Raw genomic sequence first — 25,998 nt, 5'->3', positions numbered from 1 at the left:
CAGACGGTAAAATGGCCGCGCGCAACCCCGAGGACTTTCCATATGGCACACATCATCCTGCAGGCTCCGCGCCTGATGGCGGCGGACATCGAACGGCTGGCGGCCGTGGCCTGCGCGGGCGGGGTCCAGGAACTGGGGCCGACGGCCGTGCGTCTGCTGGACGTGGATCCCGACTGTCGGGGCGACGCCCTGGCGCAGGCCGCGGCGGCGCGCATGGACGCGGCCTGGCTGGACACGGTGCATCGCCTGGGGGATTGCCGGGTGCTGGCCATGGACATGGATTCCACCCTGGTCAACATCGAGTGCATCGACGAGATCGCCGACGCGGTGGGCCGCAAGGCCGAAGTCGCCGCGATCACCGAAGCCGCCATGCGTGGCGAGATCCAGGATTTTTCCGAAAGCCTGCGCCGCCGCGTGGCCCTGCTGCGCGGCGTGCCGGAAACGGCGCTGGAGCAGGTCTTCACCGAGCGCCTGCGTCTGAACCCCGGGGCCGAGCGTCTGATCGAGGTCGCCCGCGCCCATGGTCTGAAGACGGTCCTGGTGTCCGGGGGCTTCACCTTCTTCACCGAGCGCCTGCGCCGGGGACTGGCGCTGGACGAGGCCCATGCCAACACCCTGGAAGTCGTGGATGGCGTGCTGACGGGCCGGGTGCTGGGCGAGATCGTCGACGGCGCGGCCAAGGCGCGCCATGTGCATGCGCTGGCCGAATCCACGGGCGCGACGCCGGAGCAGATCATCGTGCTGGGGGACGGGTCCAACGACCTGCCGATGATGGCGCAGGCCTTCTATTCGGTGGCCTATCGGGCCAAGCCCGTGGTCCGCGCCCAGGCGCGTTTCGCCCTGGACCACAGTCCGTTGGACGCGGTGCTGAACTGGTTCCGTCTGCGGCATTAGGCGGGTTGCAACGGAGTCGAATCGCATGGCGCCGGATCTCCAGTCCTACAGTTCCGACCACATGCGCAGCAGGTTGTGGTACACGCCGGTGAGCCGGGCGACGGTTTCGGGATCCGCGCCGGCCTGGATCAGGCGCTGGATGGCGATGTCCTGCTCCAGCAGCAGGGCGCGGCGGCCGTCGTCGCGCACCAGGCTCTGGGTCCAGAAAAACGAGCCGTAGCGCACGCCCCGGGTGACGGGCGCGACGCGGTGCAGGCTGGTGCCGGGGTAGACCACGGCGTGGCCGGCGGGCAGTTTGACGCGCTGTTCGCCGTAGGTGTCCTGGATGATCAGTTCGCCGCCTTCGTATTCGTCCGGGTCGCTCAAGAACACCGTAGTGGACACGTCGGTGCGGATGCGCGCCGGTTCGCCGGGCACCTGGAAGATCGCGTTGTCGATGTGAAAGCCGTAGCGTTCGCCGCCTTCGTAGCGGTTGAAGCGCGGCGGCAGGATGCGCGCGGGCAGGGCGGCGGACATGAACAGGGGATCGCGGCCCAGGGCGTCGAGGATCAGGGCGCCGATCCGCGCGCCCGCCGCGTCGTCCGACGCCAGCTGGCGGTTGGCCTTGACGTGCGCGGCCACGTGGCCGGCGGTCTGCCCGCCGTCCATCCATCGGGCGGTCTCGAGATCGGCGCGGGATTGCCTGACCGCGTCGGGCGCCAGCAGGGCGGGAAGAGTAATGAGCATGTCGGAAGCGCGCCCCGGCGGATCAATATTTCAGGTTGGCGGTCAGGATGAACTGGCGGCCGGGACCGAAGTCGGCGTGGTGATTGCCGTTGTTGCGGGCGTAATACACCTTGTCGGTCAGGTTCAGGGCGTTCAACTGCAGGCTGAGGTTTTTATGGACCTGGTAGGACGCCATGGCGTCGAAGCGCCAGTAGGCGGGCATGTAGGTGCCGGAAGCGCCGCCGCCGGCCGTGCCCTGGCCGGAGCCGCCGAAGGTCTTCCCGACGTAGTAGGCGCCCGCGCCCACGGTCAGCGGCGGCAGGACCTTGTAGGTGGACCACAGGCTGAAACTGTGCTTGGGTGTGTTGGTCAAGGGATCGCCCACGTTGACGTTGCTGTAGGCGCCTTCCACCAGTTTGCTGTTCAGATAGGTGTAACCGCCGTAGACCGCCCATTGCGGGGTGATCCTGCCATTGATGCCCAGTTCCAGGCCGCGTACGCGGGTCTTGCCGGCCTGGGCGTAGACGCCCGGATCCACCTCGATCTGGGCGTCGCGCCGCTCATTCTCGAAGATCGCGGCGGTCAGGCCCAGACGGTCGTTCAGGAAATTCCACTTCGTGCCCAGTTCGACGGTGCGGCTTTTTTCGGGCTTGAGATCGCCCAGGCTGTTTGCGCCGGTCACGCCCAGGCTGTCCTGGTCGCCGCCCGACATCGAGGGCGGCGTGGATGCGGTCGCATAGCTGACGTAGATGCTGCCATTGCGTGCCGGCTTGTAGACCAGGCCCAACTGGTAGTTGAACATGTTCCAGGCGCCGTCGTCATGCACCGGCGCGGTGGCGCCGCGCGGGACCGATTTGCCCGAAATCCGGTAACGGTCGAAGCGCAGGCCGGCATTGACCGAGAACTGCTCGTTCAGTTCGATGCTGTCGAAGAAGTAGGCGGCCTGGGTAGTGGATTTGGCATCCAGGCTCAGGGGGCCGCGCGTGATGTCGCCGGACCAGGGATCGTCGGGATTGGGGTTGAAGAGCGGCGTGCAATCCATCTTGCCGGCGAACACGGCCGGGCAGGTGGAGCCGTTGGTCGTGGTGACGTTGTAGCTGGCGTTCTTGGTGGTTTCCCGGGACAGTTCGATCCCGGCGTTGAAGCGGTGCTTCAGGCTGCCTGTCTCGAACTTGCCGGTCAATTCCGTCACATTGGCCAGCGTGGTGCTTTTCTGCCAGCGTGATTTCAGGCCGCGCAGCAGCCAGTACTGGCCGGTGCCCGCATCGTATTTCACCTGCCCGTCGCCCGGATTGGTCAGGACATAATCGTTCAGCGTTTCGCCGTAGCGCGTGGCGTTGCGCAGCGTCAGGCGGTCCGTGATGTCGTGTTCGATCTCGAGGGTGCCGATGTCCGCCTGCGTCTTGCGATAGTCCCGGTCATAGACGCCGTAGAAGGTATCGCGATCCACGTCCAGGATGCCGTTGCCGGTCATGTAGGGGAAGTTGCGGGTGCCTGTCTGGCGGATGACTGGCACTCCGTAGTCCGGCATGCCGTCCGTCTGATAGTGGTAATAACTGAGCGATACGCGCGTCGGCGTGCCCAGGCCGAACGAGATCGTCGGCGCCACGCCCCAGTTCTTGTAGTCTACGGCGCTGCGGCCGGGCATGTCGCCCGAGGCGCCCAGCACGTTCAGGCGGAACGCCGAGGTGTCGCTGAACTGCCAGTTGCCGTCGGCGGTGGCGCGGAAATACTTGTCGGTGCCGATGCCCAGGCTGGCGCTGGCGGCGTCGCCCAGGTGGGCGTGCTTGCTCGTCAGATTGATGCTGCCGCCGCCCGTGCCGCGCCCACCCAGGGCGGAATCCGCGCCGCGGATGATTTCCACGCTTTCCAGGTCGAAGACTTCACGCGTCTGGCCGCCCGCGTCGCGGATTCCGTCCACGTAGATGTTGCTGGCCGAGGAGGCGCCGCGGATGAAGGGGCGGTCGGCCAGGGGCTGGCCGCCTTCGCCGGCGCCGAAAGTGATGCCCGGCGAGTTGCGCAGCACGTCTTCCAGCGAAGTGGCGTTGGTGTCCCGGATGATGGCCTGGGGAATGACCTGGACGGATTTCGGTGTGTCCAGCAGCGGCGCCGTGAACTTGGCCTGCGAAGCTTCGTCGGTCTTGTAGTCGTCGCCCTGGTCGCCTTGAACCGTCACGGGGCTCAGGGTGGCGGGCTTGCCCGCGGTCTGGGCCTGAGCGCCTGTCGGCAGGAAGGACCCCGGCGCGGCGAGCGCCAGGGCGAGGGACGAGCCTAACAGGGTCCGGGAGGCGGAAGGGTGCGATGGCAAGAGTTTCTCCATTAAATTTTATAAGAATCTAAATAAGAACGAGTCGCATTCTATTTCAAACAGATGGAAATGTGAAGGAATCATGAAGAGTGGATGGAAATCCTGCCGTGCTCGCCCTGCACGGCAGAAAGTTCGAGGGCTGCGCGCCCGCAGTGGATGAACAGCCCCAGGTGAGATGCAGGGAGGGGCTACAGGTCCAGATTCTGGTCCGGCCCGCGCAGTCCGGATCGTCGTGCCGCCGCCATTACGCCGCCACGCCCTCCAGCCTTTGCAGCAAACCGCGCAGCTTCTGCACGCGGCCGGGCACGTCCACGGCACCGCCGAAGGCGATCTTCAGGCGGTCGGGACCGTTCAGGCGGACCTGACGGTCCTGCTGCACCAGTTCGATGATGCGGATCGGATCCACATTGGGCTGGGCGGCGAACTGGATCGAGGCCTGGGTCTCGCCGGCCTCGATCTTGGTCACCCCGAGCGGTTCGGCCAGCAGCCGCAGGCGGTGCAGCGACAGCAGGGTCTGGGCGGCCTCGGGCAGTTTGCCGTAGCGGTCGATCAGTTCTTCCTGCAGCAGGGTGAGCGCATCGGCGTCGGCGGCATGCGCCAGACGCTTGTACAGCCCCAGGCGGGCCTGCACGTCGGCGCAGTAGTCCGAGGGCAGCAGCGCCGGGGCGTGCAGGTTGACCTCGCACTGGCTGCCGAAGGGCGATTCCAGGTCGGGCTCCTCGCCGGACTTCAGGGCGCGCACGGCGGCGGCCAGCATGTCGTTGTACAGGCTGTAGCCGATTTCCTGGATGTTGCCGGACTGCGATTCGCCCAGGACTTCGCCGCTGCCGCGGATTTCCAGGTCGTGCATGGCCAGGAAGAAGCCCGCACCCAGTTCCTCCATCGACTGGATGGCCTCCAGGCGCTTCTTGGCGTTGGACGTGATGGCGTCCTCGCCAGGAGTCAGCAGGTAGGCGTAGGCCTGATGGTGGGAGCGGCCGACCCGGCCCCGCAATTGGTGCAACTGGGCCAGGCCGAGCTTGTCGGCGCGGTGGATGAGGATGGTGTTGGCCGAAGGCACATCGATGCCGGTCTCGATGATGGTGGTGCACAGCAGCACGTTGAAGCGCTGCTGGTAGAAGCCCTTCATGACCTCTTCCAGTTCGCGTTCCGCCATCTGGCCATGGGCGACGGCGATGCGGGCCTCGGGCACGAGCTCCTCCAGCCGCGCGCGGCGGTTGTGGATGGTCTCGACCTCGTTGTGCAGAAAATAGACCTGGCCGCCGCGCTTGAGTTCGCGCAGGATGGCTTCACGGATGGTGCTGCCGTCCTCGCGGCGCACGAAAGTCTTGATCGCCAGGCGCTTCTGTGGCGCGGTGGCGATCACGGAAAAATCGCGGATGCCTTCCAGGGACATGCCCAGGGTGCGGGGAATCGGTGTGGCGGTGAGCGTCAGGACGTCGACTTCGGCGCGCAGGGCCTTCAGGGCTTCTTTCTGACGCACGCCGAAGCGGTGTTCCTCGTCGATGATGACCAGGCCCAGTTGTTTGTAGCGGACGTCCTTGGACAGCAGCTTGTGCGTGCCGATGACGATGTCCACGACGCCCTCGGCCAGGCCGTCGATGGCCTTGGCGGTTTCCTTGCCGGTGCGGAAGCGCGACAGTTCGGCGATGCGCACCGGCCAGTCCGCGAAACGCGTGGCGAAGTTCTGGGCGTGCTGTTCGGCCAGCAGGGTGGTGGGGCACAGCAGCGCGACCTGGCGGCCGTTCATGACGGCCAGGAAGGCGGCGCGCAGGGCGACTTCGGTCTTGCCGAAGCCCACGTCGCCGCAGACCAGGCGGTCCATGGGCCGGCCTGACGTCATGTCTTTGATGACCGCTTCGATGGCGGCGGCCTGGTCCGGGGTTTCCTCGAAGCCGAAGCCTTCGGCGAAGGCCTGGTAGTCGCGCGCGGGGAACTTGAAGTGCAGCCCTTCGCGCGCGGCGCGCCGGGCGTACAGCGCGAGCAGTTCGGCGGCCGTGTCGCGGGCCTGGCGGGCAGCCTTGCGGCGGGCCTTTTCCCACTGGCCCGATCCCAGCGGATGCAACGGCGCCTGGTCCGGGTCGGCGCCGCTGTAGCGGGCGATCAGGTGCAATTGGGAGACCGGCACGTACAGGGTGGCGTCGCGGGCGTATTCCAGATGCAGCAGTTCGATAGGGCCTTCGCCCAGGTCCATGCTGACCAGTCCGTGGTAGCGGCCGATGCCGTGTTGCACGTGAACCACCGGGTCGCCCACGTGCAGTTCGGCCAGGTCGCGCACCATGGCGTCGATGTTGCTGCTCTGTTCGTGGCGGCGGCGCGCGCGGGGGGGGCGGCCGGCCTGGGCGGGGTAGAGGTCGTTTTCCGTCAGCACCGCCAGGCCGGCGGGCGGCGCCTGGAAGCCGCCGGACAGCGGAGCGACGACCAGGGCGAAATGATGGCCCCCGGGCTTGCCGTCCGCCGTGGGGCGGTCCGGCGAGGGCAAGAGCGCTACGCTGTGCAGCCAGTCTTGCCACGTATCGAAGATGGCGTCCGGCTTCAGGTGGTAGTCGGCCAGCAGTTCGGCGATGGTTTCGCGCCGCCCCGCCGAATCCACGCACAAGGCCGTGTGCAGCGGCGTCGTGTCCAGGTGGCGGCGCAGGTCGGCCAGGGGGTCGTCGGCGCGGCGGTTGACGGCGGCGGGCGGACAGGCCGCGAAGTCCGGGTGCGCGCCTTCGTCGGTCAGCGCCAGGCGGGCCAGGCCGCGCAGACGGGCGTGGAAAGCCTCGTCGTCCAGGAACAGGGCGTCGGGCGGCAGCACCGGCCGTTCCGGGTCGGACTTCAGGAACTGCCAACGGTTGCGGGCGTCCTGGGAGAACCGCGCGATGGCCGCCGGCGCGTCGCCCAGCGTGACGGCGATGGTGTCGTCGGGCAGGTAATCGAACAGCGTGGCGGTCTGCTCGAAGAACAAGGGCAGGTAGTATTCGATGCCGGCGAAAGCGATGCCATTGCCGATGTCCTTGTAGGGCAGGGCGCGCGACGGGTCGCCTTCGAAGACCTCGCGGAAGCGCGCGCGGAAGCGGTTGCGCGCGGCTTCGTCCATGGGGAATTCCCGGCCCGGCAACAGTTCGATCTCGCGCACCGGATACAGGCTGCGCTGGGTGTCGCTGTCGAAGCTGCGGATGGATTCGATCTCGCGGTCGAACAAGTCGAGGCGATAGGGCAGGGCCGAGCCCATGGGAAACAGGTCGATCAGGCCGCCGCGGATGCAGAACTCGCCGGGCGCGCCGACCTGGGTGACGTGGCTGTAGTTGGCCAGGGTCAGCTGGGTGCGCAGGCGCTCTTCGTCCAGGGCGTCGCCCTGGCGGAAGTGGAAGGTGTAGGCCGCCAGGAAGGACGGCGGGGCCAGACGGACCAGCGCGGTGGTGACCGGCACCACGAGGATGTCCACGGCGCCCTGGCCCAGCGCGTGCAGGGTGCGCAGGCGTTCGGAGATCAGGTCCTGGTGTGGGGAAAAGCTGTCGTAGGGCAGGGTTTCCCAATCGGGCAGGAATCGGACGCGAAGGTCCGGATCGAACAGGGCGATTTCGTCGGCCAGACGCCGGGCGGCCAGCGGGTCGGCGCAGAACGCGGCCAGGGGATGCCGGGCCTCGCGGGCCAGGGCGGCGAGCAGCAGGGCGTCGCCTGAACCCGGTGGGCGGGGCTGGGCGTAGCGCTGGCCGGGCCGCAAGGCGGCCAGTGAGGAGCCGATCGAGGGCAGGGGCAAGAAAGTGTTCGTGGAATCCATGCGGTGTTCGGACGTTACGGCCGGCGTTTGCCGATCAGGCTTTTCTTGGTTTTTTCCAGTACCCGGCTGGCCTGGTCGCCGCGCCGCAGGGCTACGCCCAGGGCCAGCACGTCGATGATCGCCAGGTGCGCCAGCCGCGAGATCATGGGGCTGTAAAGCGCGGTGTCTTCCTGGATGTCGGCGCGCAGATGCGGCGCCGCCAGTTCGGCCAGGGGGGTGCCGGAGGCGGTGATGGCGATGACCGGGCAACCGTTGGCCCGTGCCAGGCCGACGGCTTCGAGCAGTTCGCGCGAACGGCCGGAATGGGAGATGGCCACCAGCGCGTCGGCGGGGCCCAGCAGCGCGGCCGCCATGGCCTGGACGTGGCTGTCGGAATAGGCGGCGACCGCCAGGTCGAAGCGGAAGAACTTGTGCTGCGCGTCGGCGGCGACGATGCCGGAATTGCCCACGCCGTAGAACTCGATGCGCCGGGCCCGCGCCAGCAGGCCGATGGCCGATTCGACGGCGGCGGGGTCGAGTGCGTCGCGCACGCGCACCAACGCCGAGACGGCGTTGTCGAAGACTTTTCCGGTGAGTCCGGCCACGCTTTCGTCGGGCCGCAGCGCGGAGTGCACGTAGGGCACCCCGGACATCAGGCTGGCGGCCAGCCGCACCTTGAGGTCGGGCCAGCCCGCGAGGCCCAGCGCGCGGCAGAAGCGGATGACCGTGGGTTCGCTGACCTCGGCCGCCCGGGCGATCTCGCCGATGGTCATGCGCGCGACGTCGCCCGGATGGGCGATGGCCAGGCGCGCGACGCGCGCGGCGGCGCGGCTCAGGCCAGGCAGGCGGGCGCGCAGCTCGGGCAGGATGGATGTGTTCATGAGGGCATCAGTATAAAGGCGGGATGAGATCGGACATGGAAGGGTCCCTGCGGACCCTTCCATGCCGATCGAATCCGACCGGCCTGCAGGCCGGGAGGTGGGGAGAGGCGAATCCGACCGGCCTGCAGGCCGGGAGGTGGGAGAGGCCACAGTTCAGATAAGTAGCTTTACTACATAAAATATAAAAATATCCGAAAATAGATATAAAAATGTAGTTTAACTAAAAAACAGTCCTATACTGAGGCCTCGTATGTTTCATCATCCGGAGGCCGCCGTGACCCTTCATCCCATCGTCCAGTCCGTGACCGGGCGCATCATCGCCCGCAGCCGCGCCACGCGCGAACGCTACCTGGCGCGCAGCCGCGCGGCCTATGGGGAAAAGACGCAGCGCGCCGGGCTGGCCTGCGCCAATCTGGCCCATGCCCTGGCGGCCGAATCGGACGCCGGAAAGGCGCGCCTGGCCGGCACCGGTCGGCCCAATCTGGCGATCGTGTCGGCCTACAACGACATGCTTTCGGCTCATCAGCCGCTGGGACGCTATCCGGCCTGGATCAAGCAGGCCGCGTTCGCCGCCGGCGGCAGCGCCCAGTTCGCGGGCGGGGTGCCCGCCATGTGCGACGGCATCACCCAGGGGCAGGCTGGCATGGAGCTGAGCCTGTTTTCCCGCGATGTGATCGCCATGTCCACGGCGATCGCGCTCAGCCACCAGATGTTCGACGCGGCGCTCTGTCTCGGAGTATGCGACAAGATCGTCCCGGGAATGCTGATCGGCGCCCTCGGCTTCGGCCATCTGCCGGTGGTCTTCGTGCCGGCCGGGCCGATGCCTTCGGGGATTTCCAACGAGGAGAAGGCGCGCGTGCGGCAGCGGCACGCCCAGGGCGAAGTGGGCCGTGACGCCCTGCTGACCTCGGAAATGGGCGCCTATCACGCGCCCGGTACCTGCACCTTCTACGGCACGGCCAACTCCAACCAGATGCTGATGGAGATCATGGGCCTGCATCTGCCGGGCGCGTCCTTCGTGCCGCCGGGCAGCGCCCTGCGCGAGGCCCTGACGCGCGAAGCCGCCCGCCATGCGCTGGGGCTGGCCGCCGGGGGCGGGCGTTTCACGCCGGTGGCCGAAGTCGTCGACGAGCGCGCCCTGGTCAATGGCATCGTCGGCCTGCTGGCCACCGGCGGTTCGACGAATCACACGATGCATCTGGTGGCCATCGCCCGCGCGGCGGGGATCGCCATCGACTGGGACGATTTCTCCGCACTGTCTGCCGTGGTGCCGCTGCTGGCGCGCGTCTATCCGAACGGCGGAGCCGACGTGAACCAGTTCCAGGCGGCGGGCGGCATGGCGTTCCTGATCCGCGGCCTGCGCGAGGCCGGGCTGCTGCATGACGAGGTGACCACCGTCATGGGCAGGGGGCTGGAGGCCTACACGCGCCGCCCGGCGCTGCGCGACGGCGCCCTGGTCTGGGAAGACGGGCCCGCCGCATCGGCGGATCCGTCCGTGTTGCGCGGGGCGGACGCGCCCTTCAGCCCGGACGGCGGGTTGAAACTGCTGCGCGGCAACCTGGGGCGCGCGGTGATCAAAGTGTCCGCCGTCGCGCCCGGACACCGTGTGGTCGAGGCTCCCGCACGCATCTTCGAGACCCAGGAGGCGCTGCTCGATGCCTTCGGGCGCGGAGAACTGGAGCACGACATGGTGGCGGTGCTGCGCTTTCAGGGACCGCGCGCCAACGGCATGCCCGAACTGCACCAGCTGACGCCCGCGCTGTCCGTGCTGCAGGGCCGAGGCCACCGGGTGGCCCTGGTCACCGACGGACGGATGTCGGGCGCTTCGGGCAAGGTGCCCGCCGCGATCCATGTCACGCCCGAGGCCTGCGCGGGCGGGCCGCTGGCGCGGCTGCGCGATGGAGACCGCGTGCGGCTGGACGCCGTCGCCGGCACGCTGGACGTGCTGGGGGACGTCGGCTGGCAGACCCGCGAACCGGCCGGTTTCGACCCCGAGGCGTCCGCGCAGGGGATCGGCCGGGACCTGTTCGGCGTGGCGCGCGCCCACGCGGACGGGGCCGAGCAAGGTGCGAGCTTCTTCCAATGGCCGCAGTGGGCGGGACGCTGAACGGTTTGTCGGGTGGATACAATGGGGCGCCGAATTCCTTGCCCGGACCTCTCCCCACCATGAGCAATCATCCGCCGCGCAGCACGATCGCCGACGTGGCCCGTCACGCCGGAGTTTCCAAGGCCACGGTGTCGCGGTTCCTCAATCACCGCGATACCCTGCTGTCGCCGGAAATCGCCCAGCGCGTCGAGGCCGCCATCGAGGCGCTGGCCTACACGCCCAGTCCGATGGCCCGGGCGCTCAAGCGCGGCCGCTCGCGGCTGATCGGCCTGGTGGTGGCCGACATCACCAATCCCTATTCCGTCGCCGTCCTCAGCGGCGCGGAACAGGCCTGCCGCCAGGCGGGCTATCTCATGATGCTGTTCAACCTGGGCAACGAGCGCGAGCGCGAGAGCGTGGGGCTGCAGGTGCTGTCGACCTACCAGGTCGAGGGCTTCATCCTGAACACCATGGGCCTGGAGCAGGGCTCGGTGCTGACGCCGGCCCTGCGGGGCAGGCCGGTGGTGCTGGTCGACCGCCTGCACCAGGGGCTGGAAGTCGATTTCGTGTCGCTGGACAACGTCCAGGCCGTCGACGCCTGCCTGGATCATCTGATGGCGGCCGGCTATCGGGACTTCTTGTTCGTCACCGAGCCGCTGGGGGCGGTCAGTTCCCGCATCGAACGGATTCGCGCCTACGAGGCCCGGCTCGCGGCCCTGGCGCAGCCGGCCTCGGGCCGGTGGATCGAAGCGCGCGCCGATGATCCCGACGGTCTGGCGCGTGCCTTGCGGGAACTGCGGGCGGGCGCCGCCCGGCCGCCCGCGGTGATCGCGGGCAATGCGGTCGTGACCATGCGTATCGTGGCCGACGTGGCGAAGCTGGGCTGGCGCCTGGGCCCGGACATCGGTCTGATCGGCATTGACGACACGCCCTGGGCGCCGTATGTCGGGCCGGGCATCAGTGCGGTGGCGCAACCGACGGATGCCCTGGGCAGCCTGGCGGCGCGCTGCCTGATCGAGCGCATCGGCGGGCTGGCCGTCCCCGCCCGCGCGATCCGGCTGCCCGGAACGCTGATGGCGCGGGGCTCGACGCGTCCGGGGCCGTAGGGGCGGCCGGGTCCGGGGCCGCGGCGCCAGGGTTAGCACCGATTTTCGCCCGTGCTGTGTTTCAGTATAATGAAACCGGTTTCATCGAAGCGGATTTCCTGGCAATCCCATGAATTACACCTTTCAGTTCGGTCCCGTGTTCCAGGCCTGGCCGCTGCTGTTGCACGGCACCTGGATGACGATCCAGCTCTCCGGCCTGGCGATGCTGTTCGGTCTGGCGGTGGCAGTACTGTGCGCCTGGGGCAAAACGTCCGGGCCGGCGCCGCTGCGGGCCCTGATCCAGGTCTACATCGAACTCATCCGCAACACGCCGTTCCTGGTCCAGCTGTTCTTTTTCTTCTTCGCCCTGCCGGCCGTCGGGGTGCGCTGGTCGCCCTATACGGCGGCGCTGGTGGCCATGACGGTCAATCTGGGCGCCTATGCCACGGAAATCGTCCGTGCCGGGATCGAGGCCATCCCCAGGGGCCAGATTGAAGCCGGCCTGGCATTGAATCTGACCCGGGTCGAGATCTTCCGCTTCGTTGTGCTGAAACCCGCGCTGCGCGCCATCTATCCGGCGCTCACCAGTCAGTTCATCCTGCTCATGCTGGCTTCCAGCGTGGTCTCGGTGATCTCGGCCGACGATCTGACTTCGGTGGCCGCCACCCTGCAGTCGGAAACGTTCCGCAGCTTCGAGATCTACATCGTCATCACGCTGATCTATCTGGCGCTGACGCTGTGCTTTTCCTACGTCTTCCGCCGGATCCACGACCGGTACCTCCACTATCCGGACGGCCGCTCATGAGAACCTTCGGATCCTCCGATTTCTGGTACATCCTGCAGGCCGCCCAGTGGACCGTGCTGCTGTCGATCATCGCCTTCATCGGCGGCGGCCTGGTCGGGCTGGCGGTGGCCCTGGCGCGCACCGGCACGCATCGCGCCGCCCGGCTGCTGGCCACGGGGTTCATCAAGATATTCCAGGGTACGCCGCTGCTGCTGCAGTTGTTCCTGGTGTTCTTCGGCGCCCCGGTGATTGGTTTCGAGGTCGATCCGTGGACCGCCGCCGCCGTCGCGCTGACACTGAACGCGGGGTCTTTCCTGGGCGAGATCTGGCGCGGCTGCATCGAGGCCGTGCCGCGCGGCCAGTGGGAGGCCGCCGCGGCCCTGGGGCTGAACTATCGCGACCGTCTGCGCGACGTGATCCTGCCGCAGGCGCTGAAGATCGCCGTGCCGCCCACGGTCGGCTACCTGGTCCAGGTCATCAAGGGCACGTCGCTGGCAGCCATCATTGGCTTCACCGAACTGACCCGCGCGGGCCAGATCGTGAACAACGCCACGTTCGAGCCCATGGTGGTGTTCTCCATCGTGGCGGCCCTGTATTTTCTGTTGTGCTGGCCCCTGTCGCTGCTGGCGGGGCGGATGGAGAAGCGCCTTTCGCTCGCCCAGGCGCGCGCCTGACGAATCCTGAATTTCAGTACCAACAGGCCTCAGGCCTATCATTTCACGGAGACGTACTATGTTCAAGAACCATACTTTGCGCGGCATGCTGGGCGGCGCCCTGCTGACCGCCTGCGCCACGCTCGCCGTGGGGATGGCTCCCGCGGCTTCGGCCGAAACCATCGACCAGGTCAAACAGAAGGGCGAGCTCACGGTCGGCATGCTGGTCGATTTCCCGCCCTACGGCATCATGAACACCGAGAACCAGCCCGACGGCTACGATGCCGACGTGGCCAAACTCCTGGCCAAGGACCTGGGCGTGAAGGTGAAGATCGTGCCCGTGACGGGCCCCAACCGCATTCCCTATCTGCTGACCGACAAGGTCGACGTGCTGGTCGCCTCCCTGGCCATCACGCCGGAGCGCGCCAAGCAGGTGCAGTTTTCGCATCCGTATTCGGCCGCGCAGATCGTGGTGTTCGGCGGCAAGGATCTGAAGATCTCCGGCCCGGAAGGCCTGTCGGGCAAGAAGATCGGTGTGGCGCGCGCCAGCACCCAGGACATCGCGGTCAGCAAGATCGCTCCGAAGGACGCCGACATCCGCCGCTTCGACGACGACGCCTCGGCCATGCAGGCGTTGCTGTCCGGCCAGGTCGACGCGATCGGCTGCTCCACCACGGTGGCCGCCGGCATCGCCAAGCGGGCGCCGGACCGTTTCGACAACAAGTTCGTGCTGCTGCAGCAGGAAATGGCGGTGGCCATGCGCCAGGGCCAGCCTGAAACGCTCAAGACCATCAACGGGCTGATCGACCGCAACATCAAGAACGGCGAATTCAGCAAGCTCTACCAGAAATGGCTGGGCACGCCGCTGCCGGAACTGAAGCAATCCTGATCGACTCCCGCCCCGCCGCCATGACCGAGACACCGACCCGCCCTGCGCCCTCCGGCGCGCTGATCATCCAGATCGAGAAGCTCAACAAATGGTATGGGCAGTTCCATGCCCTGACCGACATCGATCTGACGGTGGCGGCGGGCGAGCGCATCGTGATCTGCGGGCCTTCGGGCTCGGGCAAGTCCACCTTGATCCGCTGCATCAACGGCCTGGAGTCGATCCGGGACGGGCGCATCGTGGTGGACGGCATCGCCCTGGGCGCCGATGGGCGCGGGATCGACGCCGTGCGGCAGGAAGTCGGCATGGTGTTCCAGCAGTTCAACCTGTTTCCGCACATGACGGTGCTGCGCAACTGCATGCTGGCGCCGATGCGTTCTCGCGGGCTGAAGGCCGACCAGGCCGAGGCCCTCGCGATGGAATACCTGTCCCGCGTGCGGATCGCCGAACAGGCGCACAAATACCCCAGCCAGCTGTCCGGGGGGCAGCAGCAGCGCGTGGCCATCGCCCGCGCCCTGTGCATGACGCCCAAGGTCATGCTGTTCGACGAGCCCACTTCCGCCCTGGACCCGGAAATGGTCAAGGAGGTCCTGGACACCATGATCGGTCTGGCCCGCGACGGCATGACGATGCTGTGCGTGACCCATGAAATGGGTTTCGCGCGCAGCGTGGCAGACCGGGTGATCTTCATGGCCGACGGCCGGATCATCGAGCAGGCGCCGCCGGACCGGTTCTTCGAGGCCCCGTCCCATGAAAAGACGCGCGGCTTCCTCGGCCAGATCCTGAACCACTGAGGATCCGGTCATGCATGCAAAGATCCCGGCGCGCGGCGCGCTGGTTTCCCTGACGGCGTTCGGGGCGGACGAGGTCCGGCGCCACGGCCAGTCCTGGTTCGCGCGCCTGGCCCGTGCGGCGGGCGCCGATGGCGTCGAGGTGCGCGGCGAGCTGCTGGGCAGGGACGCGGCGGGCGAGCTCGACGCGCTGGCGGCGCAGGCCGCCGAGGCGGGCCTGGTCCGTGTCTATTCCAGCCCGACGGGGATGTGGGATGCGGCCGGCCGTTTCGACGAAGCGGCGGTTCGCGAAGGCCTGGAACGCGCCGACCGGCTGGGCGCCGGTTGGCTGAAAATGTCGATCGGCGGCTTCGCGTCGCGCGCGCCGTCGGAGCTGGCGGCCTTGCGGACTCTGCTGGCCGGCCACCCGGTCGAACTGCTGGTGGAAAACGATCAGACGGAATCGGCGGGCACCGTCCCGGCCCTGGCGGCCTTTTTCCGCATGGCGGACGAGGCCGGGGTGTCGCTGGGCATGACCTTCGACATGGGCAACTGGCACTGGGTGGGCGAATGCCCGTTGCGGGCGGCCGATGCGTTCGCGTCCCGGGTCCGCTACGTGCATTGCAAGGGGGTGCTGCGGCGCCCCGACCGATGGGTGGCCGTGCCGCTGGAATCGTCCGCCGCGCCCTGGCGCGCGGTGCTGCGGGCGCTGCCCGCCGCCGCACCCCGGGCGATCGAATATCCCCTGACCGGCGCGGACCTCGCCCGGATCACCGGCCAGGCGCTGGATGCGCTGCGCCGAATGGAGTCTGTTTCTCATGACAACGAGTGAACCGCTCGACGTCGTCACGCTGGGCGAGGCGATGGTGATGCTGGTGGCCGGCCAGCCCGGTCCGCTGGAGCAGGTGGAGATTTTTCACAAGCGCACGGCGGGCGCCGAGACCAATGTGGCCATCGGGCTGGCCCGCCTGGGCCTGCGGGTCGGCTGGGGCAGCCGCCTGGGGCAGGATTCCATGGGCCGCTATCTGCTCGACAGCCTGCGCGGCGAAGGCGTGGATTGCTCGCGCGTGATCCTGGCGCCGGGCGAGCGCACCGGCATGCTGTTCAAGGACCGGGTCATGGATGGGGGCGATCCCCTGGTCGAATACCACCGCGCGGGTTCGGCCGCCAGCCGCATGTGCCTGGCCGATGTGGACCGGGATTGGCTGCTGTCCGCCCGCCATCTGCACGCGACCGGTGTGTTCGCGGCGGTGTCGGCCGACAGCTTCGAGGTGTCGCGGCACACCATGCGCCTGATGCGCGAGGCCGGCCGGACCGTCTCGTTCGATACGAACCTGCGTCCTTCCCTATGGGTCTCCACCGAGGCGATGCGTGCCGGCATCAACGAACTGGCGAGCCTGGCGGACTGGGTGCTGCCGGGTCTGGAAGAGGGCCGTCTGTTGACCGGCGAACACCAACCCGAGGCGATCGCGCGCTTTTATCTCGATCGGGGGGCGCGGCTGGTGGTCGTCAAGCTCGGCCCGGACGGCGCGTATTACGATGACGGCACGCGCAGCGGCCGTGTGCCGGCCGCGCCCGTGGAGCGGGTCGTGGATACCGTGGGCGCGGGCGATGGCTTTGCCGTGGGGGTGATCAGCGGCCTGCTCGAGGGCCTGCCGCTGGAGCGCGCCGTGGCGCGCGGCGCCTGGATCGGCGCCCGTGCCGTGCAGGTGCCGGGCGATACCGAAGGCCTGCCTACATTGGCCGTGTTGCGGCTGGCCGGGCTGTAGGCCCGACCGTTCGCCGCCGGTCCGCCGTATCCTGCCGCCCGCCGGGCTGCGCGGCGACCGGCCCGTTTTTGACTGGGGTCTTTTTCATGTCGCGACAAACCGTCCTCGTCTACCGTGACCTGCCCGAGCCGCAACTGGCGCGGATCCTGGCGGAGCACACCGTCATCCGGGCCGATCCCCGGCGCGAGGATCAGCGCGAGGCGTTCTTCCAGGCGCTGGGCAGGGCCCAGGGCATGATCGGCTCCAGTTTCCGTCTGGACGCGGCCCTGCTGGATCGGGCGCCGGCCCTGCGGGTGGTGTCCAGCATCTCGGTCGGCGTGGACGCCTATCCGCTGGATGCGCTGCGCGAGCGCGGCATCGTGCTGTGCCATACACCGGACGTGCTCACGGAGTCGGTGGCGGACCTGTTGTTCGGCATGGTGCTGGCCACCAGCCGCCGGCTGTGCGAGATGGCGGATCTGGTCCGGGAGGGCCGCTGGACGCGCAACGTCGGTCCCGGGGAATACGGCTGGGACGTGCATGGCAAGACCCTGGGCATCGTCGGTTATGGCCGCATCGGCCGGGCGCTGGCCCGCCGGGCCGCCCTGGGTTTCGACATGCCGGTGATCTACCATGCGCGGCGCCCGGCCGACAGCGGCCTGCCGCCCGGCAAGGCGCGGGCCGTCGGGCTGGAAGCGCTGCTGGAGACGGCCGATTTCGTGGTACTGGTCTTGCCGCTGACTGAAGACACGCGCGGTCTGATCGGGCCGCAGGCGTTCGCCCGCATGAAGCCCGGCGCGATCCTGATCAACGGCGCGCGCGGTCCCATCATCCAGGAACACGCCCTGCTGGACGCTCTGGAGGGCGGTCGCCTGCGCGGCGCCGGACTGGATGTGTTCGACGTCGAGCCGCTGCCGCTGGATTCGCCGTTGCGCGGCCATCCGCGCATCCTGGCGCTGCCGCACATCGGCTCGGCCACGCACGAGACGCGCACGGCCATGGCGGCCCTGGCGGTCGACAACCTGTTGAGTGCGCTGCGAGGGGAGACCCCGCCCGCAGCCTACCCTCTGTAGATTCTAGTCCGCCGCGAGCGCGCAGGCCTCGCGGGCCAGCGCCGTGACGGTTTCCCACTGGCGGGCTTCGAGGGCGGCGGCGGGCGTCAGCCAGGAACCGCCGACGCAGCCGACATTCGGCAGGGCCAGATACCGGGCGGCGTTGCCCGCGTGGATGCCCCCCGTGGGGCAGAAGATCAGATCGGGCAGCGGACCGTGCCAAGCCTTCAACAACGCCTCGCCCCCCACGGCCTCGGCCGGGAACAGTTTTTGCACCAGGAAACCCAGTTCTGCGGCGCGCATGGCCTCGGAGGCCGTGGAGACGCCCGGCAGGAAAGGGATGCCCGAATCGCGTGCCGCCCGGGCCAGATTCTCGGTCAGGCCCGGGCTGATCCCGAAGCGGGCGCCCGCGCGCAGGGCGGCATCCAGTTGCTGGGGGGTGCGCACCGTGCCCACGCCGACCACGGCGTCGGGCACCTGGGCCTGGATGGCGGCGATCGCGTCCAGCGCGGCCGCCGAGCGCAGCGTGATTTCCAGCGTGCGGATGCCGCCCGCGACCAGCGCGCGGGCCAGATCCACGGCCGTGCCGGGGTCGCGGACCACGATGACCGGCATGACGGGGCTGAGTTCGATCAGTTCGAGGGCGTTCATGGATGTCGGGGATCGGGCGTCGGAAAGAGGGATGTAGTCATTCTACATGTGAACCGTAATTGAATCGACGTTCTGTTCATTTTGATCTTTCAGCTACTTCCAGGGGCCGCTGCATCCCGCGGCCGGCGGCTGGCCGTGCGCTAAAATCGCCCCTCATGAATGAACCCCTCATCGCTCTGGTGCCGGCGGCCGGTGTCGGCGCGCGCGCCGGCAGCCGCGACGGCCGGCCGAAGCAGTACCGCGACCTGGGCGGCGAACCCATGCTGCGCCATACGGTGCGCGCCCTGCTGGCCGACCCGCGCATCACCCAGGTCCGGGTGGCGGTGGCGCCCGGCGATGCCTGGGTGGCCGGGGCCCTCGCCGGTCTGCCGCGCACGGTCTGGCGTCCCTGCGGCGGACCCACGCGGGCCGAGACCGTGCGCGCCGCCCTGATGGATGCGGACCTGGCGGACGCGACCTGGACGCTGGTGCATGACGCAGCCCGGCCGGGCCTGCCCGCCGATGCGCTGGGACGCCTGATCGATACCTGCCGGTCGCGTGACCGGAGCGGTTTGCTGGCCTTGCCGGTGGCCGACACGGTCAAACAGGCCGGGGACGCGCGGGACGATGGCGTCCGGGTGGCGCGGACCCTGCAGCGCGAAGGCCTGTGGCTGGCGCAGACGCCGCAGATGTTTCGCGCCGGAGAACTGCGGGCGGCGCTGGACGCGTGCGCCGGCGATCCCCGGGTGACCGACGAGGCCTCGGCGGTGGAGCTGGCCTGCGACCCCGGCCGGGCCCCGCTGCTGGTGCGTGGCGCCCGGGCCAACGACAAGCTGACCTGGCCGGAAGATTTCGACTGGTTCGAGGACCGGCTGGCGGGGCGTCGCACGCCGCCGGGCGGCTGAACGGCATTCCACTGGAACGATTCCATCATGACGACTCCCTTTCCTTTCCGCATCGGCCAGGGCCATGACCTCCACGTCCTGGCCGAGGGCCGGCCGCTCGTCATCGGCGGTGTGCGCATTCCCTACGAGCGGGGACTGGTCGGCCATTCGGACGCCGACGTGCTGTTGCACGCGGTGACCGACGCCGTGCTGGGGGCGGCTGGCCTGGGGGACATCGGCCGCCATTTCTCCGATCGCGATCCGCGCTGGGCCGGGGCCGACAGCCGTCTGTTCCTGCGCGAGGCCGCGCGCCTGGCCCGCGAAGCGGGCTGGATCGTGGTCAACGTGGACGCCACGGTGCACGCCCAGGCGCCGAAGATCGCGCCGCACGCGTCCGCCATGTCCGCCTGCATCGCCGGAGACCTGGGGGTCGATCAGGCGGTGATCAACGTCAAGGCCAAGACCAACGAGGGCCTGGGCTACCTGGGCCGGGGCGAGGGCATCGCCGCCAGCGCCGTGGCGCTGCTGGCGCGAGCCTAGGGGCGGGAAGTCCGGCGGCGCCTACAGGGTGCCGCCCCCGATCGGCCGGTTGCAGGCGCACAGGTCTTCGGTCAGCAGTGCGTCCAGGACGCGCAGGGTTTCCTCGGGGCTGCGGCCCACGTTGAAATTGTTGACCGATACGTGCTGGATGATGTTGTCCGGATCGACGATGAAGGTTGCGCGAAAGGCGACGCCTTCGGATTTGTCGCGGATGCCCAGCGGATCGACCAGCGCGCCCGCCGTGTCGCTGAACTGATAGTGATTGAGCTTGCCCAGTTCGGGGCTGGCGCGCCGCCAGGCGAGCTTGACATATTCGTTGTCGGTCGAGCCGCCCATGAGGACGGCGCCGCGTTCCTCGAATTCGTCGGCCAGGGCGTTGAAGCCGACGATCTCTGTGGGGCAGACCTGGGTGAAGTCCTTGGGGTAGAAGTAGATCACCTTCCATTTGCCGGGAAAGGACGATTCCGTGATGTCCTCGAAGGCCGAGACGCCGTTTTCCTCGTGCTGGTTGAATCCGGGCTTGACGCCGGTGACGCGGAAGGCCTCGAGCTTGTCGCCTATGGTTTTCATCGGGGCTCCTGAGATGATGGACGGCCATCGGGGCCGTCGCCTCATTCTACGCCATGGACCGTTCCGTCGCGTTCCGGCCGGGCCGGCGCGGGCGCGCGGCGTCAGGCCTTGCCCTGCGCCTTGGCCTTGGGGATCTCGATGCGCGCCAGCAAGCCCCTGGGCGCGTTGGGCGCCAGGGTGAATTTCCCGCCCACCTGGCCCAGCAGGCGTTCGACGATGGACAGGCCCAGGCCGGCGCCGCTGACGCCGGTGCGGGCGGACTCCCCGCGCGCGAAGGGCCGCAGCAGCCGCTGAATGTCCGTCTGGGGGATGCCGGCGCCCTGATCGCGGACCTCGATGGTCAGTTGATTGCCGCTCTGATAGGCGATCAGGCGGATGCGGGCGCGTCCATCGCTGGCGCTGCGGCCGTAGCGACGGGCGTTCTCGATCAGGTTGCTGACGATGCGCTTGAGGTCGTTGGCGCTGATTCGCGCCTGCAGACCGGGCTGGATGGAGGCATCCAGTTCGCCGCCCAGGGATTCGGTATGGCTGCGTTCGCGCTCGAACAGCTCAAGCAGTACGCGGGACACGTCGATGCCGGCCTCGGGCACCTGTCCGGCCGGCCGGGCGTATTCCATCAACTGGCCGATGCTGTGGTTGATCTGGGCCAGATCGTCGTCGATGGCCTGTCGCGCCTCGTCGGTCATGTGGCTCATCTCGATTTCCAGGCGGATGCGTGCCAGGGGCGTGCGCAGGTCGTGGGAAATCCCGGCCAGCATGATCTCCCGGTCGGCCTCGTTCTGCCGCAAGTCGCGCGCCATGCGGTTGAAGGCGATGTTCATGTCGCGGATTTCGACCGGCCCCTTTTCGGGCAGGGGCGTGGGCGTTTCGCCGCGCGCCAGTTGCTGGGCGACCTTGGCCAACTGGGCCAGGGGCTGGTTGATGAAGCGCACGCTGATGGCCGCCCCCAGCAGCGCCAGCATCAGGGACGCCGCCACCCAGCCCAGCCATTCGCGACCGGTGGTCAAGCGCAACTGGTCGCGGTCGAAGACCAGCCAATACAGATGCTCGTTGATGTTGAAGCTGATCCAGATGCCCGGGACCTGATTGACGGACCACATGATGGCCGTCTGGCTGCCCAGGCGGTTGCGGATCTCGCCGGACACATTGGTCCAATAGTCGGTGTGGGGCAGGGGTTCGAGCACGTCGGAGTGTTCGCGGGGCTGGACGCGCAGGCTTTCCTGGGTGGCCAGGTCCAGCAGCAGCGAGGGACGCACGGGCGGCGGCGCGTACACCAGGGCCGAGCGGGTGATGCGGACCGTGGTGGCGATCCGCTGAGCCAGCTGGGCGGCGCGAGGACCTTCCTCGATGTTGAAGACGATCTGCAGCCATGCCCCCAGGCTGACCAGCATCAAGCAGGCGATCAGCAGGAAGGAACGGCTGAACAGCCCCAGCCGCAGCCGGGGCCTGATGCCGTGCCGGAGCCGCTTCAGGAAAGTCATGGGACAGTGCGCGCGCGGCCCGCGGGCCGGAACCGGGTTACTGGCCGCCGTCGGGCACGAAGACGTAGCCCAGGCCCCAGACCGTCTGGATGAAGACCGGCTTGGAGGGGTTGGGTTCGATCAGTTTGCGCAACCGTGAGATCTGGACGTCCAGGCTGCGATCGAAGGCTTCGTATTCGCGGCCCCGGGCCAGCTCCATGAGTTTGTCGCGCGACAGCGGAACCTTGGGGTGGCGCGCGAAGACCTTGAGCACGGAAAACTCGCCGGTGGTGATGGGCACGGCTTCGCCGTTGCGCGTCAGGGTGCGGGTGGACAGGTTCAGCACATACGGGCCGAATTCGACGGATTCGTTTTCCTGGCTGGGCGCGCCGGGATGTTCCTCGGTGCCGCGGCGGCGCAGGATGGCGTTGACCCGGGCCAGCAGTTCGCGCGGGTTGAAGGGTTTGGTGAGATAGTCGTCGGCGCCCATTTCCAGGCCGACGATTCGGTCGATTTCCTCGGCCTTGGCGGTCAGCATGATGATGGGCGTGTTGTCGTGGCTTCCACGCAGCCGGCGGCAGATGGACAGGCCGTCTTCTCCGGGCAGCATCAGGTCCAGCACCAGGAGATCGAAATGCTCCCGTTGCCAGAGCTTGGCCATTTCCTTGGCGTCCTCGGCGACGTAGACGTTGAAGCCCTGCTCGGACAGGTAACGGCGCAGCAGATCGCGCAGCCTGGGATCATCGTCGACGATGAGGATCTTGCGGATGAGGGTCTGGGTTTGCGTGTTCATGCGGAAAATGTAACAGGGTCGGGAAAGGGGTTCCAGCGCTTATCACAACAAATTACACAATAAGCGTTTGGTCTTTGTTTTGGAAATAAGCGGCGCCCCCGGGCCACTCCTTTAAAATGTCCGGGCCATGGACGATTTTCACATTCTCGCGTTTGAAACATCAAGCACTTTGTGCAGCGTCGCGCTGTTGTCGCGGACGGCTGGCCGGGAGCGGCTGTGCACGGCCCGGCACGAGGGCAGGGGCGCGCATGCCGAACGCATTCTGCCCATGGCGCGGGAACTGCTGGACCAGGCCGGTCTGGGCCGCAGCGGCTTGTCGGCGATCGCTTTCGGCCAGGGGCCGGGCGGATTCACGGGGCTGCGTGTGGCCTGCGGTGTCGCCCAGGGCCTGGCCGTGGCGCTGGATGTGCCTGTGCTGCCGGTGGATTCCCTGTGCGCGGTGGCGCTGCAGGGGGCGGGCGAGGATCCGGCCGGGGTCCATGTGGTCCTCCAGGACGCGCGCATGAACGAGGTCTACGCTGCAGTCTATCGGGCGGGCGGCGCGGACTGGATCACGCTGCAGGCGCCGGCCCTGCTGGCCCGCGCCGACGTGGCGGACTGGGCCACCCGCGAGTCGGCCGGGTGGGGCATGCGGGCGGGGGGCGGCTGGATGGCGCATGGCGACGCGCTCGATGTCTTTCCCGGCCTGGACCATGAGCTCGTGGCTTTGGGTGCGCGTTCCGGACTCCGGACGCCGGAAGGCGCGCATGCCCAGGCCGGCACCATTGCCCGGCTGGCCGAACGGGCCTGGCGGGAGGGCCGGGGACTGGATGCCGCCCTGGCGTCGCCCGCGTACGTGCGCGACAAGGTCGCCTACACCACGGTCGAACGCGCCGGCGGGCAGGGGGGCAACCCGCTGGTCGGCGCGGCGACCCTGACCCTGCACGACATGATGCCCGCCGACCTCGACGAGGTCGCCGCCATCGAGGGCCGGGTGCAGTCCTTCCCCTGGACCCGGAAAAATTTCGCCGACGGCCTGGCCGCCGGCTATCGCGGCTGGGTGGTGCGCCGGATGGGGGCGATGCTCGGTTTCGCCCTGGTGATGGACGCGCCGGACATGGCGCACCTGCTGGTCATCGGGGTGCGTCCGGACGCCCAGCGGCAGGGGGTGGGCGAGCGGCTGCTGCGCCGTTGCGTTGAGCATTGCCGGCAGGCCGGCCTGCCGGCCCTCACCCTGGAAGTCCGTCACGGCAACGAGGGCGCCATTGCTTTCTATCGGCGCCACGGTTTCGCCCAGGTCGGGATGCGGCGGGATTATTATCCGGCGGTCCAGGGCCGCGAGGATGCCTGGATCATGACGCTGAACCTGGCGGCGGACGTCGATCCAGAAAACACCGGATCCCGGGGGGGCTCGTGAGGCCGCGCGCGCTATTGCGTCCCGGCCAGATGGCCTGGCTGGCCGAGATCGGGCTCGACACCCATTGGCTGGCGGCGCGACCGGTGTCCATACCGGCCTCGAAGCCGGATCCCGCGACGGGACCGGAACGGTCTCCAGTGGCGGAAATCCCTGCCGTGGCCACCGGCCTGAAGCGCGTCCGCGCGCCGGACGCGCTCGGTGCGCCGCACACACCGGCACCCGGTATCGATGCGCCGACGGATTGCCCGGACCTGTCCGCGCTGGATGCGGCGGTGGCGGCCTGCGTCCGGTGCGCGCGGCATGCCCAGCGTGTCCGGGCGGTGCCCGGGACGGGCCAGGCCGTCCGGCCGCATTACCTGGTTGTCGGCGAGCAGCCCGGCCTCGAGGACGATGCCGCGGGGCGGCCGTTCCAGGGCGATTCGGGCCGCCTGCTGGCGGCCATGCTGGCGGCCGCGCGCCTGCCGCAGGGCGAATCGACCTATCTGACCTACGTTGTCAAATGTCGCGCCGTGGGTGGGCGTGAGCCTTCCGCCCAGGAGGTCGCTGCCTGTGCGCCCTGGCTGCGCCGGCAGATCGCCCTGCTGCGGCCGCACTGGATCCTGGCGCTGGGCCGGGTGGCCGCGCAGGCGGTGATCGGGGTGGACGGGGATCTGGATGAACTGCGCGGCGGTCCGCACCGGCACGTGCCCGAGCAGGGCGAGCCGATTCCGGTCTGGGTCACGCACCAGCCCTCGTCGCTGCTGGTGCGCTCCGCCTGGAAGGCGGAGGCCTGGCGCGATCTGGCGGGCCTGGCGGCGGCCGCGCGGACGGGTCGGGAGATCCCTTAGCGCAGAGCCGTACCGTGACCGGTTTGCCCGATCATCCGGCTCAGTTCCGGGTTTGCGCGGTGGTTGAGACGGTTCCAGTGGATGAAGACCAGCATCAGGCAGGCCACCAGGATGCCGAACAGGGCGATGATCAGATTGATGGACAGGCCCAGCCACAGCATCAGGCTGTACATTGCCAGCATCAGCAGGATGTTCAATTGTTCATTGAAGTTCTGCACGGCGATCGAATGGCCGGCCGACAGCAGGACATGGCCGCGATGCTGCAGCAGGGCGTTCATGGGGACCACGAAGAAGCCCGACAGACCGCCGATCAGCAGCAGCAGGCAGTACACCGCCCAGGTCGTGTAGACCGCCGGCATCAGCAGGACCACCAGGCCCATGACCACGCCCACCGGCAGGACAGCCAGCGCGCGGCGCAGCGGCACCCGGCCCGCGCAGACCGCCCCGATCACGGTGCCGAAGGCGGCCACCCCCATCAGCACGGATGCCTGGTCGAGGCGGTAGCCCAGGTGCTGGGCGCCCCATTCGATGACGATGAACTGCAGGGTCGCGCCCGCGCCCCAGAACAGCGTGGTGACCGCCAGCGAAATCTGGCCGAGCTTGTCGGACCATAGGATGCGGACGTAGCGGGTGAAATTGCGGATCAGCGCCGCCGGATGCGTCTGCTGGCGGGGGTAGAAGGCGTGGGTGTCGGGAATCAGCAGATTGCACAGGGCGGCGGCAATGTACACCAGGCCGATCATCAGGATGGCGCTTTGAGCGGCGTTGTCGACCAGGCGGTCCACCCAGCCGAATGACATCAGCCAGGCCGAGACCGTCGGGCTGATGAGCAGCCCGCCCAGCACGGTGCCGATGATGACCGACAGCACGGTCAGGCCCTCGATCCAGCTATTGCCCTTGACCAGTTGTTCGGGCGGCAGCATTTCGGTGACGATGCCGTATTTGGCCGGCGAATAGGCGGCGGCGCCGATGCCGACGATGGTGTAGGCCACGAAGATCAGGACCAGCTGGTGCCCGTGGGTCAGTCCGAACGCGCCGTAGCTGAACATCAGCAGGCAGCCGCAGGTCTTGAGCGCGTTGGTGGCGAACATGACCCGGCCCTTGGGGAAGGCGTCGGCGAAGGCGCCGACGAAGGCCGCCAGGATCACGTAGGCCAGCGCGAACCACCACTTCATCATGGGGGCCATCCAGTCCGGGCCGCTGAGGTCGGCGATCAGCCCGATGGCGGCGATGAGCAGGGCATTGTCCGCGACGGACGATAGCGCCTGGGCGGCCATGACCATGTAAAAGCCCTTGTTCAATCG

The 25,998-nt window shown here is 68.4% G+C and carries 23 protein-coding genes; 14 read left to right on the top strand and 9 right to left on the bottom strand.

Annotated elements, in window-relative coordinates; all coding sequences use genetic code 11:
- Positions 1-42 precede the first annotated feature (42 nt).
- Positions 43-894: a phosphoserine phosphatase SerB gene (gene serB, locus O4H32_RS05075; RefSeq protein WP_269357294.1), complete on the top strand. Its 852-nt coding sequence runs from the start codon at positions 43-45 to the stop codon at positions 892-894.
- A gap of 45 nt (positions 895-939) precedes the next feature.
- On the opposite strand, the gene O4H32_RS05070 is transcribed toward serB, so the two are convergent.
- The 4 genes from O4H32_RS05070 to O4H32_RS05055 form a co-directional block, all read right to left on the bottom strand.
- Positions 940-1,620, bottom strand: coding sequence for a Fe2+-dependent dioxygenase (locus tag O4H32_RS05070; RefSeq protein ID WP_269357292.1), 681 nt, complete (start codon positions 1,618-1,620; stop codon positions 940-942).
- A gap of 22 nt (positions 1,621-1,642) precedes the next feature.
- Positions 1,643-3,907: a TonB-dependent receptor gene (locus O4H32_RS05065; RefSeq protein WP_269357290.1), complete on the bottom strand. Its 2,265-nt coding sequence runs from the start codon at positions 3,905-3,907 to the stop codon at positions 1,643-1,645.
- Positions 3,908-4,151: 244 nt separating this feature from the next.
- On the bottom strand, positions 4,152-7,670 hold the full coding sequence (gene mfd, locus O4H32_RS05060) for a transcription-repair coupling factor (RefSeq protein WP_269357288.1): 3,519 nt from the start codon (positions 7,668-7,670) through the stop codon (positions 4,152-4,154).
- Positions 7,671-7,684: 14 nt separating this feature from the next.
- Positions 7,685-8,530, bottom strand: coding sequence for an SIS domain-containing protein (locus tag O4H32_RS05055; RefSeq protein WP_269357287.1), 846 nt, complete (start codon positions 8,528-8,530; stop codon positions 7,685-7,687).
- A gap of 274 nt (positions 8,531-8,804) precedes the next feature.
- Between O4H32_RS05055 and edd the strand changes: the two genes are divergently transcribed.
- The 9 genes from edd (at position 8,805) to O4H32_RS05010 (ending at position 17,615) form a co-directional block, all read left to right on the top strand.
- Positions 8,805-10,637 (top strand): phosphogluconate dehydratase, encoded by a 1,833-nt coding sequence (gene edd / locus O4H32_RS05050; RefSeq protein WP_269357285.1) that lies wholly within the window; start codon positions 8,805-8,807, stop codon positions 10,635-10,637.
- 59 nt (positions 10,638-10,696) lie between these two features.
- The gene (locus tag O4H32_RS05045; RefSeq protein ID WP_269357283.1) at positions 10,697-11,722 is read left to right on the top strand and encodes a LacI family DNA-binding transcriptional regulator; all 1,026 of its coding nucleotides are present in this window, start codon (positions 10,697-10,699) and stop codon (positions 11,720-11,722) included.
- Positions 11,723-11,831: 109 nt separating this feature from the next.
- Positions 11,832-12,506, top strand: a complete 675-nt coding sequence (locus tag O4H32_RS05040) for an amino acid ABC transporter permease (RefSeq protein ID WP_269357281.1) — start codon at positions 11,832-11,834, stop codon at positions 12,504-12,506.
- Complete coding sequence (locus O4H32_RS05035; protein WP_269357279.1) at positions 12,503-13,159, top strand: amino acid ABC transporter permease; 657 nt, start codon at positions 12,503-12,505, stop codon at positions 13,157-13,159. Before O4H32_RS05040 ends, O4H32_RS05035 begins: the two co-directional genes overlap by 4 nt.
- Positions 13,160-13,217: 58 nt before the next feature.
- Positions 13,218-14,027, top strand: a complete 810-nt coding sequence (locus tag O4H32_RS05030) for a transporter substrate-binding domain-containing protein (RefSeq protein WP_407932615.1) — start codon at positions 13,218-13,220, stop codon at positions 14,025-14,027.
- A 20-nt stretch (positions 14,028-14,047) separates the two neighbouring features.
- Complete coding sequence (locus tag O4H32_RS05025; RefSeq protein ID WP_269357277.1) at positions 14,048-14,818, top strand: amino acid ABC transporter ATP-binding protein; 771 nt, start codon at positions 14,048-14,050, stop codon at positions 14,816-14,818.
- A gap of 10 nt (positions 14,819-14,828) precedes the next feature.
- Entirely contained in the window at positions 14,829-15,626 is a 798-nt protein-coding gene (locus O4H32_RS05020; RefSeq protein ID WP_269357275.1) for a sugar phosphate isomerase/epimerase family protein, read from the top strand.
- Entirely contained in the window at positions 15,613-16,563 is a 951-nt protein-coding gene (locus O4H32_RS05015; protein ID WP_269357273.1) for a sugar kinase, read from the top strand. Before O4H32_RS05020 ends, O4H32_RS05015 begins: the two co-directional genes overlap by 14 nt.
- Positions 16,564-16,649: 86 nt before the next feature.
- Positions 16,650-17,615, top strand: coding sequence for a 2-hydroxyacid dehydrogenase (locus O4H32_RS05010; RefSeq protein WP_269357271.1), 966 nt, complete (start codon positions 16,650-16,652; stop codon positions 17,613-17,615).
- A gap of 3 nt (positions 17,616-17,618) precedes the next feature.
- Here O4H32_RS05010 and eda read toward each other — a convergent pair whose 3' ends face one another.
- Positions 17,619-18,245, bottom strand: a complete 627-nt coding sequence (gene eda / locus O4H32_RS05005) for a bifunctional 4-hydroxy-2-oxoglutarate aldolase/2-dehydro-3-deoxy-phosphogluconate aldolase (protein ID WP_269357269.1) — start codon at positions 18,243-18,245, stop codon at positions 17,619-17,621.
- Positions 18,246-18,400: 155 nt separating this feature from the next.
- Between eda and O4H32_RS05000 the strand changes: the two genes are divergently transcribed.
- Together O4H32_RS05000 and ispF are read left to right on the top strand one after the other, a co-directional pair.
- Positions 18,401-19,129, top strand: coding sequence for an IspD/TarI family cytidylyltransferase (locus tag O4H32_RS05000; protein ID WP_269357267.1), 729 nt, complete (start codon positions 18,401-18,403; stop codon positions 19,127-19,129).
- Positions 19,130-19,156: 27 nt separating this feature from the next.
- Entirely contained in the window at positions 19,157-19,648 is a 492-nt protein-coding gene (gene ispF, locus O4H32_RS04995) for a 2-C-methyl-D-erythritol 2,4-cyclodiphosphate synthase (protein ID WP_269357265.1), read from the top strand.
- A gap of 21 nt (positions 19,649-19,669) precedes the next feature.
- Here ispF and O4H32_RS04990 read toward each other — a convergent pair whose 3' ends face one another.
- The 3 genes from O4H32_RS04990 to ompR form a co-directional block, all read right to left on the bottom strand.
- Positions 19,670-20,218, bottom strand: coding sequence for a peroxiredoxin (locus tag O4H32_RS04990; RefSeq protein WP_269357263.1), 549 nt, complete (start codon positions 20,216-20,218; stop codon positions 19,670-19,672).
- Positions 20,219-20,319: 101 nt separating this feature from the next.
- The gene (locus O4H32_RS04985) at positions 20,320-21,699 is read right to left on the bottom strand and encodes an ATP-binding protein (protein ID WP_269357262.1); all 1,380 of its coding nucleotides are present in this window, start codon (positions 21,697-21,699) and stop codon (positions 20,320-20,322) included.
- A gap of 37 nt (positions 21,700-21,736) precedes the next feature.
- Positions 21,737-22,471, bottom strand: a complete 735-nt coding sequence (gene ompR, locus O4H32_RS04980) for an osmolarity response regulator transcription factor OmpR (protein ID WP_269357260.1) — start codon at positions 22,469-22,471, stop codon at positions 21,737-21,739.
- A gap of 127 nt (positions 22,472-22,598) precedes the next feature.
- On the opposite strand from ompR, the gene tsaB reads away from it, so the two are divergent.
- A complete protein-coding gene (tsaB, locus tag O4H32_RS04975) occupies positions 22,599-23,867 on the top strand; it encodes a tRNA (adenosine(37)-N6)-threonylcarbamoyltransferase complex dimerization subunit type 1 TsaB (RefSeq protein ID WP_269357259.1) in 1,269 nt (422 codons plus the stop codon).
- Positions 23,864-24,694 (top strand): uracil-DNA glycosylase, encoded by an 831-nt coding sequence (locus O4H32_RS04970; protein ID WP_269357258.1) that lies wholly within the window; start codon positions 23,864-23,866, stop codon positions 24,692-24,694. The genes tsaB and O4H32_RS04970 overlap by 4 nt, the downstream gene beginning before the upstream one ends.
- Here the strand turns inward: O4H32_RS04970 and lplT are convergent.
- Positions 24,691-25,995 carry a lysophospholipid transporter LplT gene (gene lplT / locus O4H32_RS04965; protein WP_269357257.1) on the bottom strand — a complete coding sequence of 435 codons (1,305 nt, stop codon included), beginning with the start codon at positions 25,993-25,995 and terminating at the stop codon, positions 24,691-24,693. The two genes, O4H32_RS04970 and lplT, sit on opposite strands and share 4 nt — an antisense overlap.
- Positions 25,996-25,998: the final 3 nt, after the last annotated feature.

This window comes from Castellaniella denitrificans, from assembly GCF_027214045.1.
In the GTDB taxonomy this organism is placed as follows: domain Bacteria; phylum Pseudomonadota; class Gammaproteobacteria; order Burkholderiales; family Burkholderiaceae_B; genus Castellaniella; species Castellaniella denitrificans_A.
The sequence above is the reverse complement of the archived record's forward strand: the minus strand, read 5'-3'. Positions and strand labels throughout refer to the sequence as shown.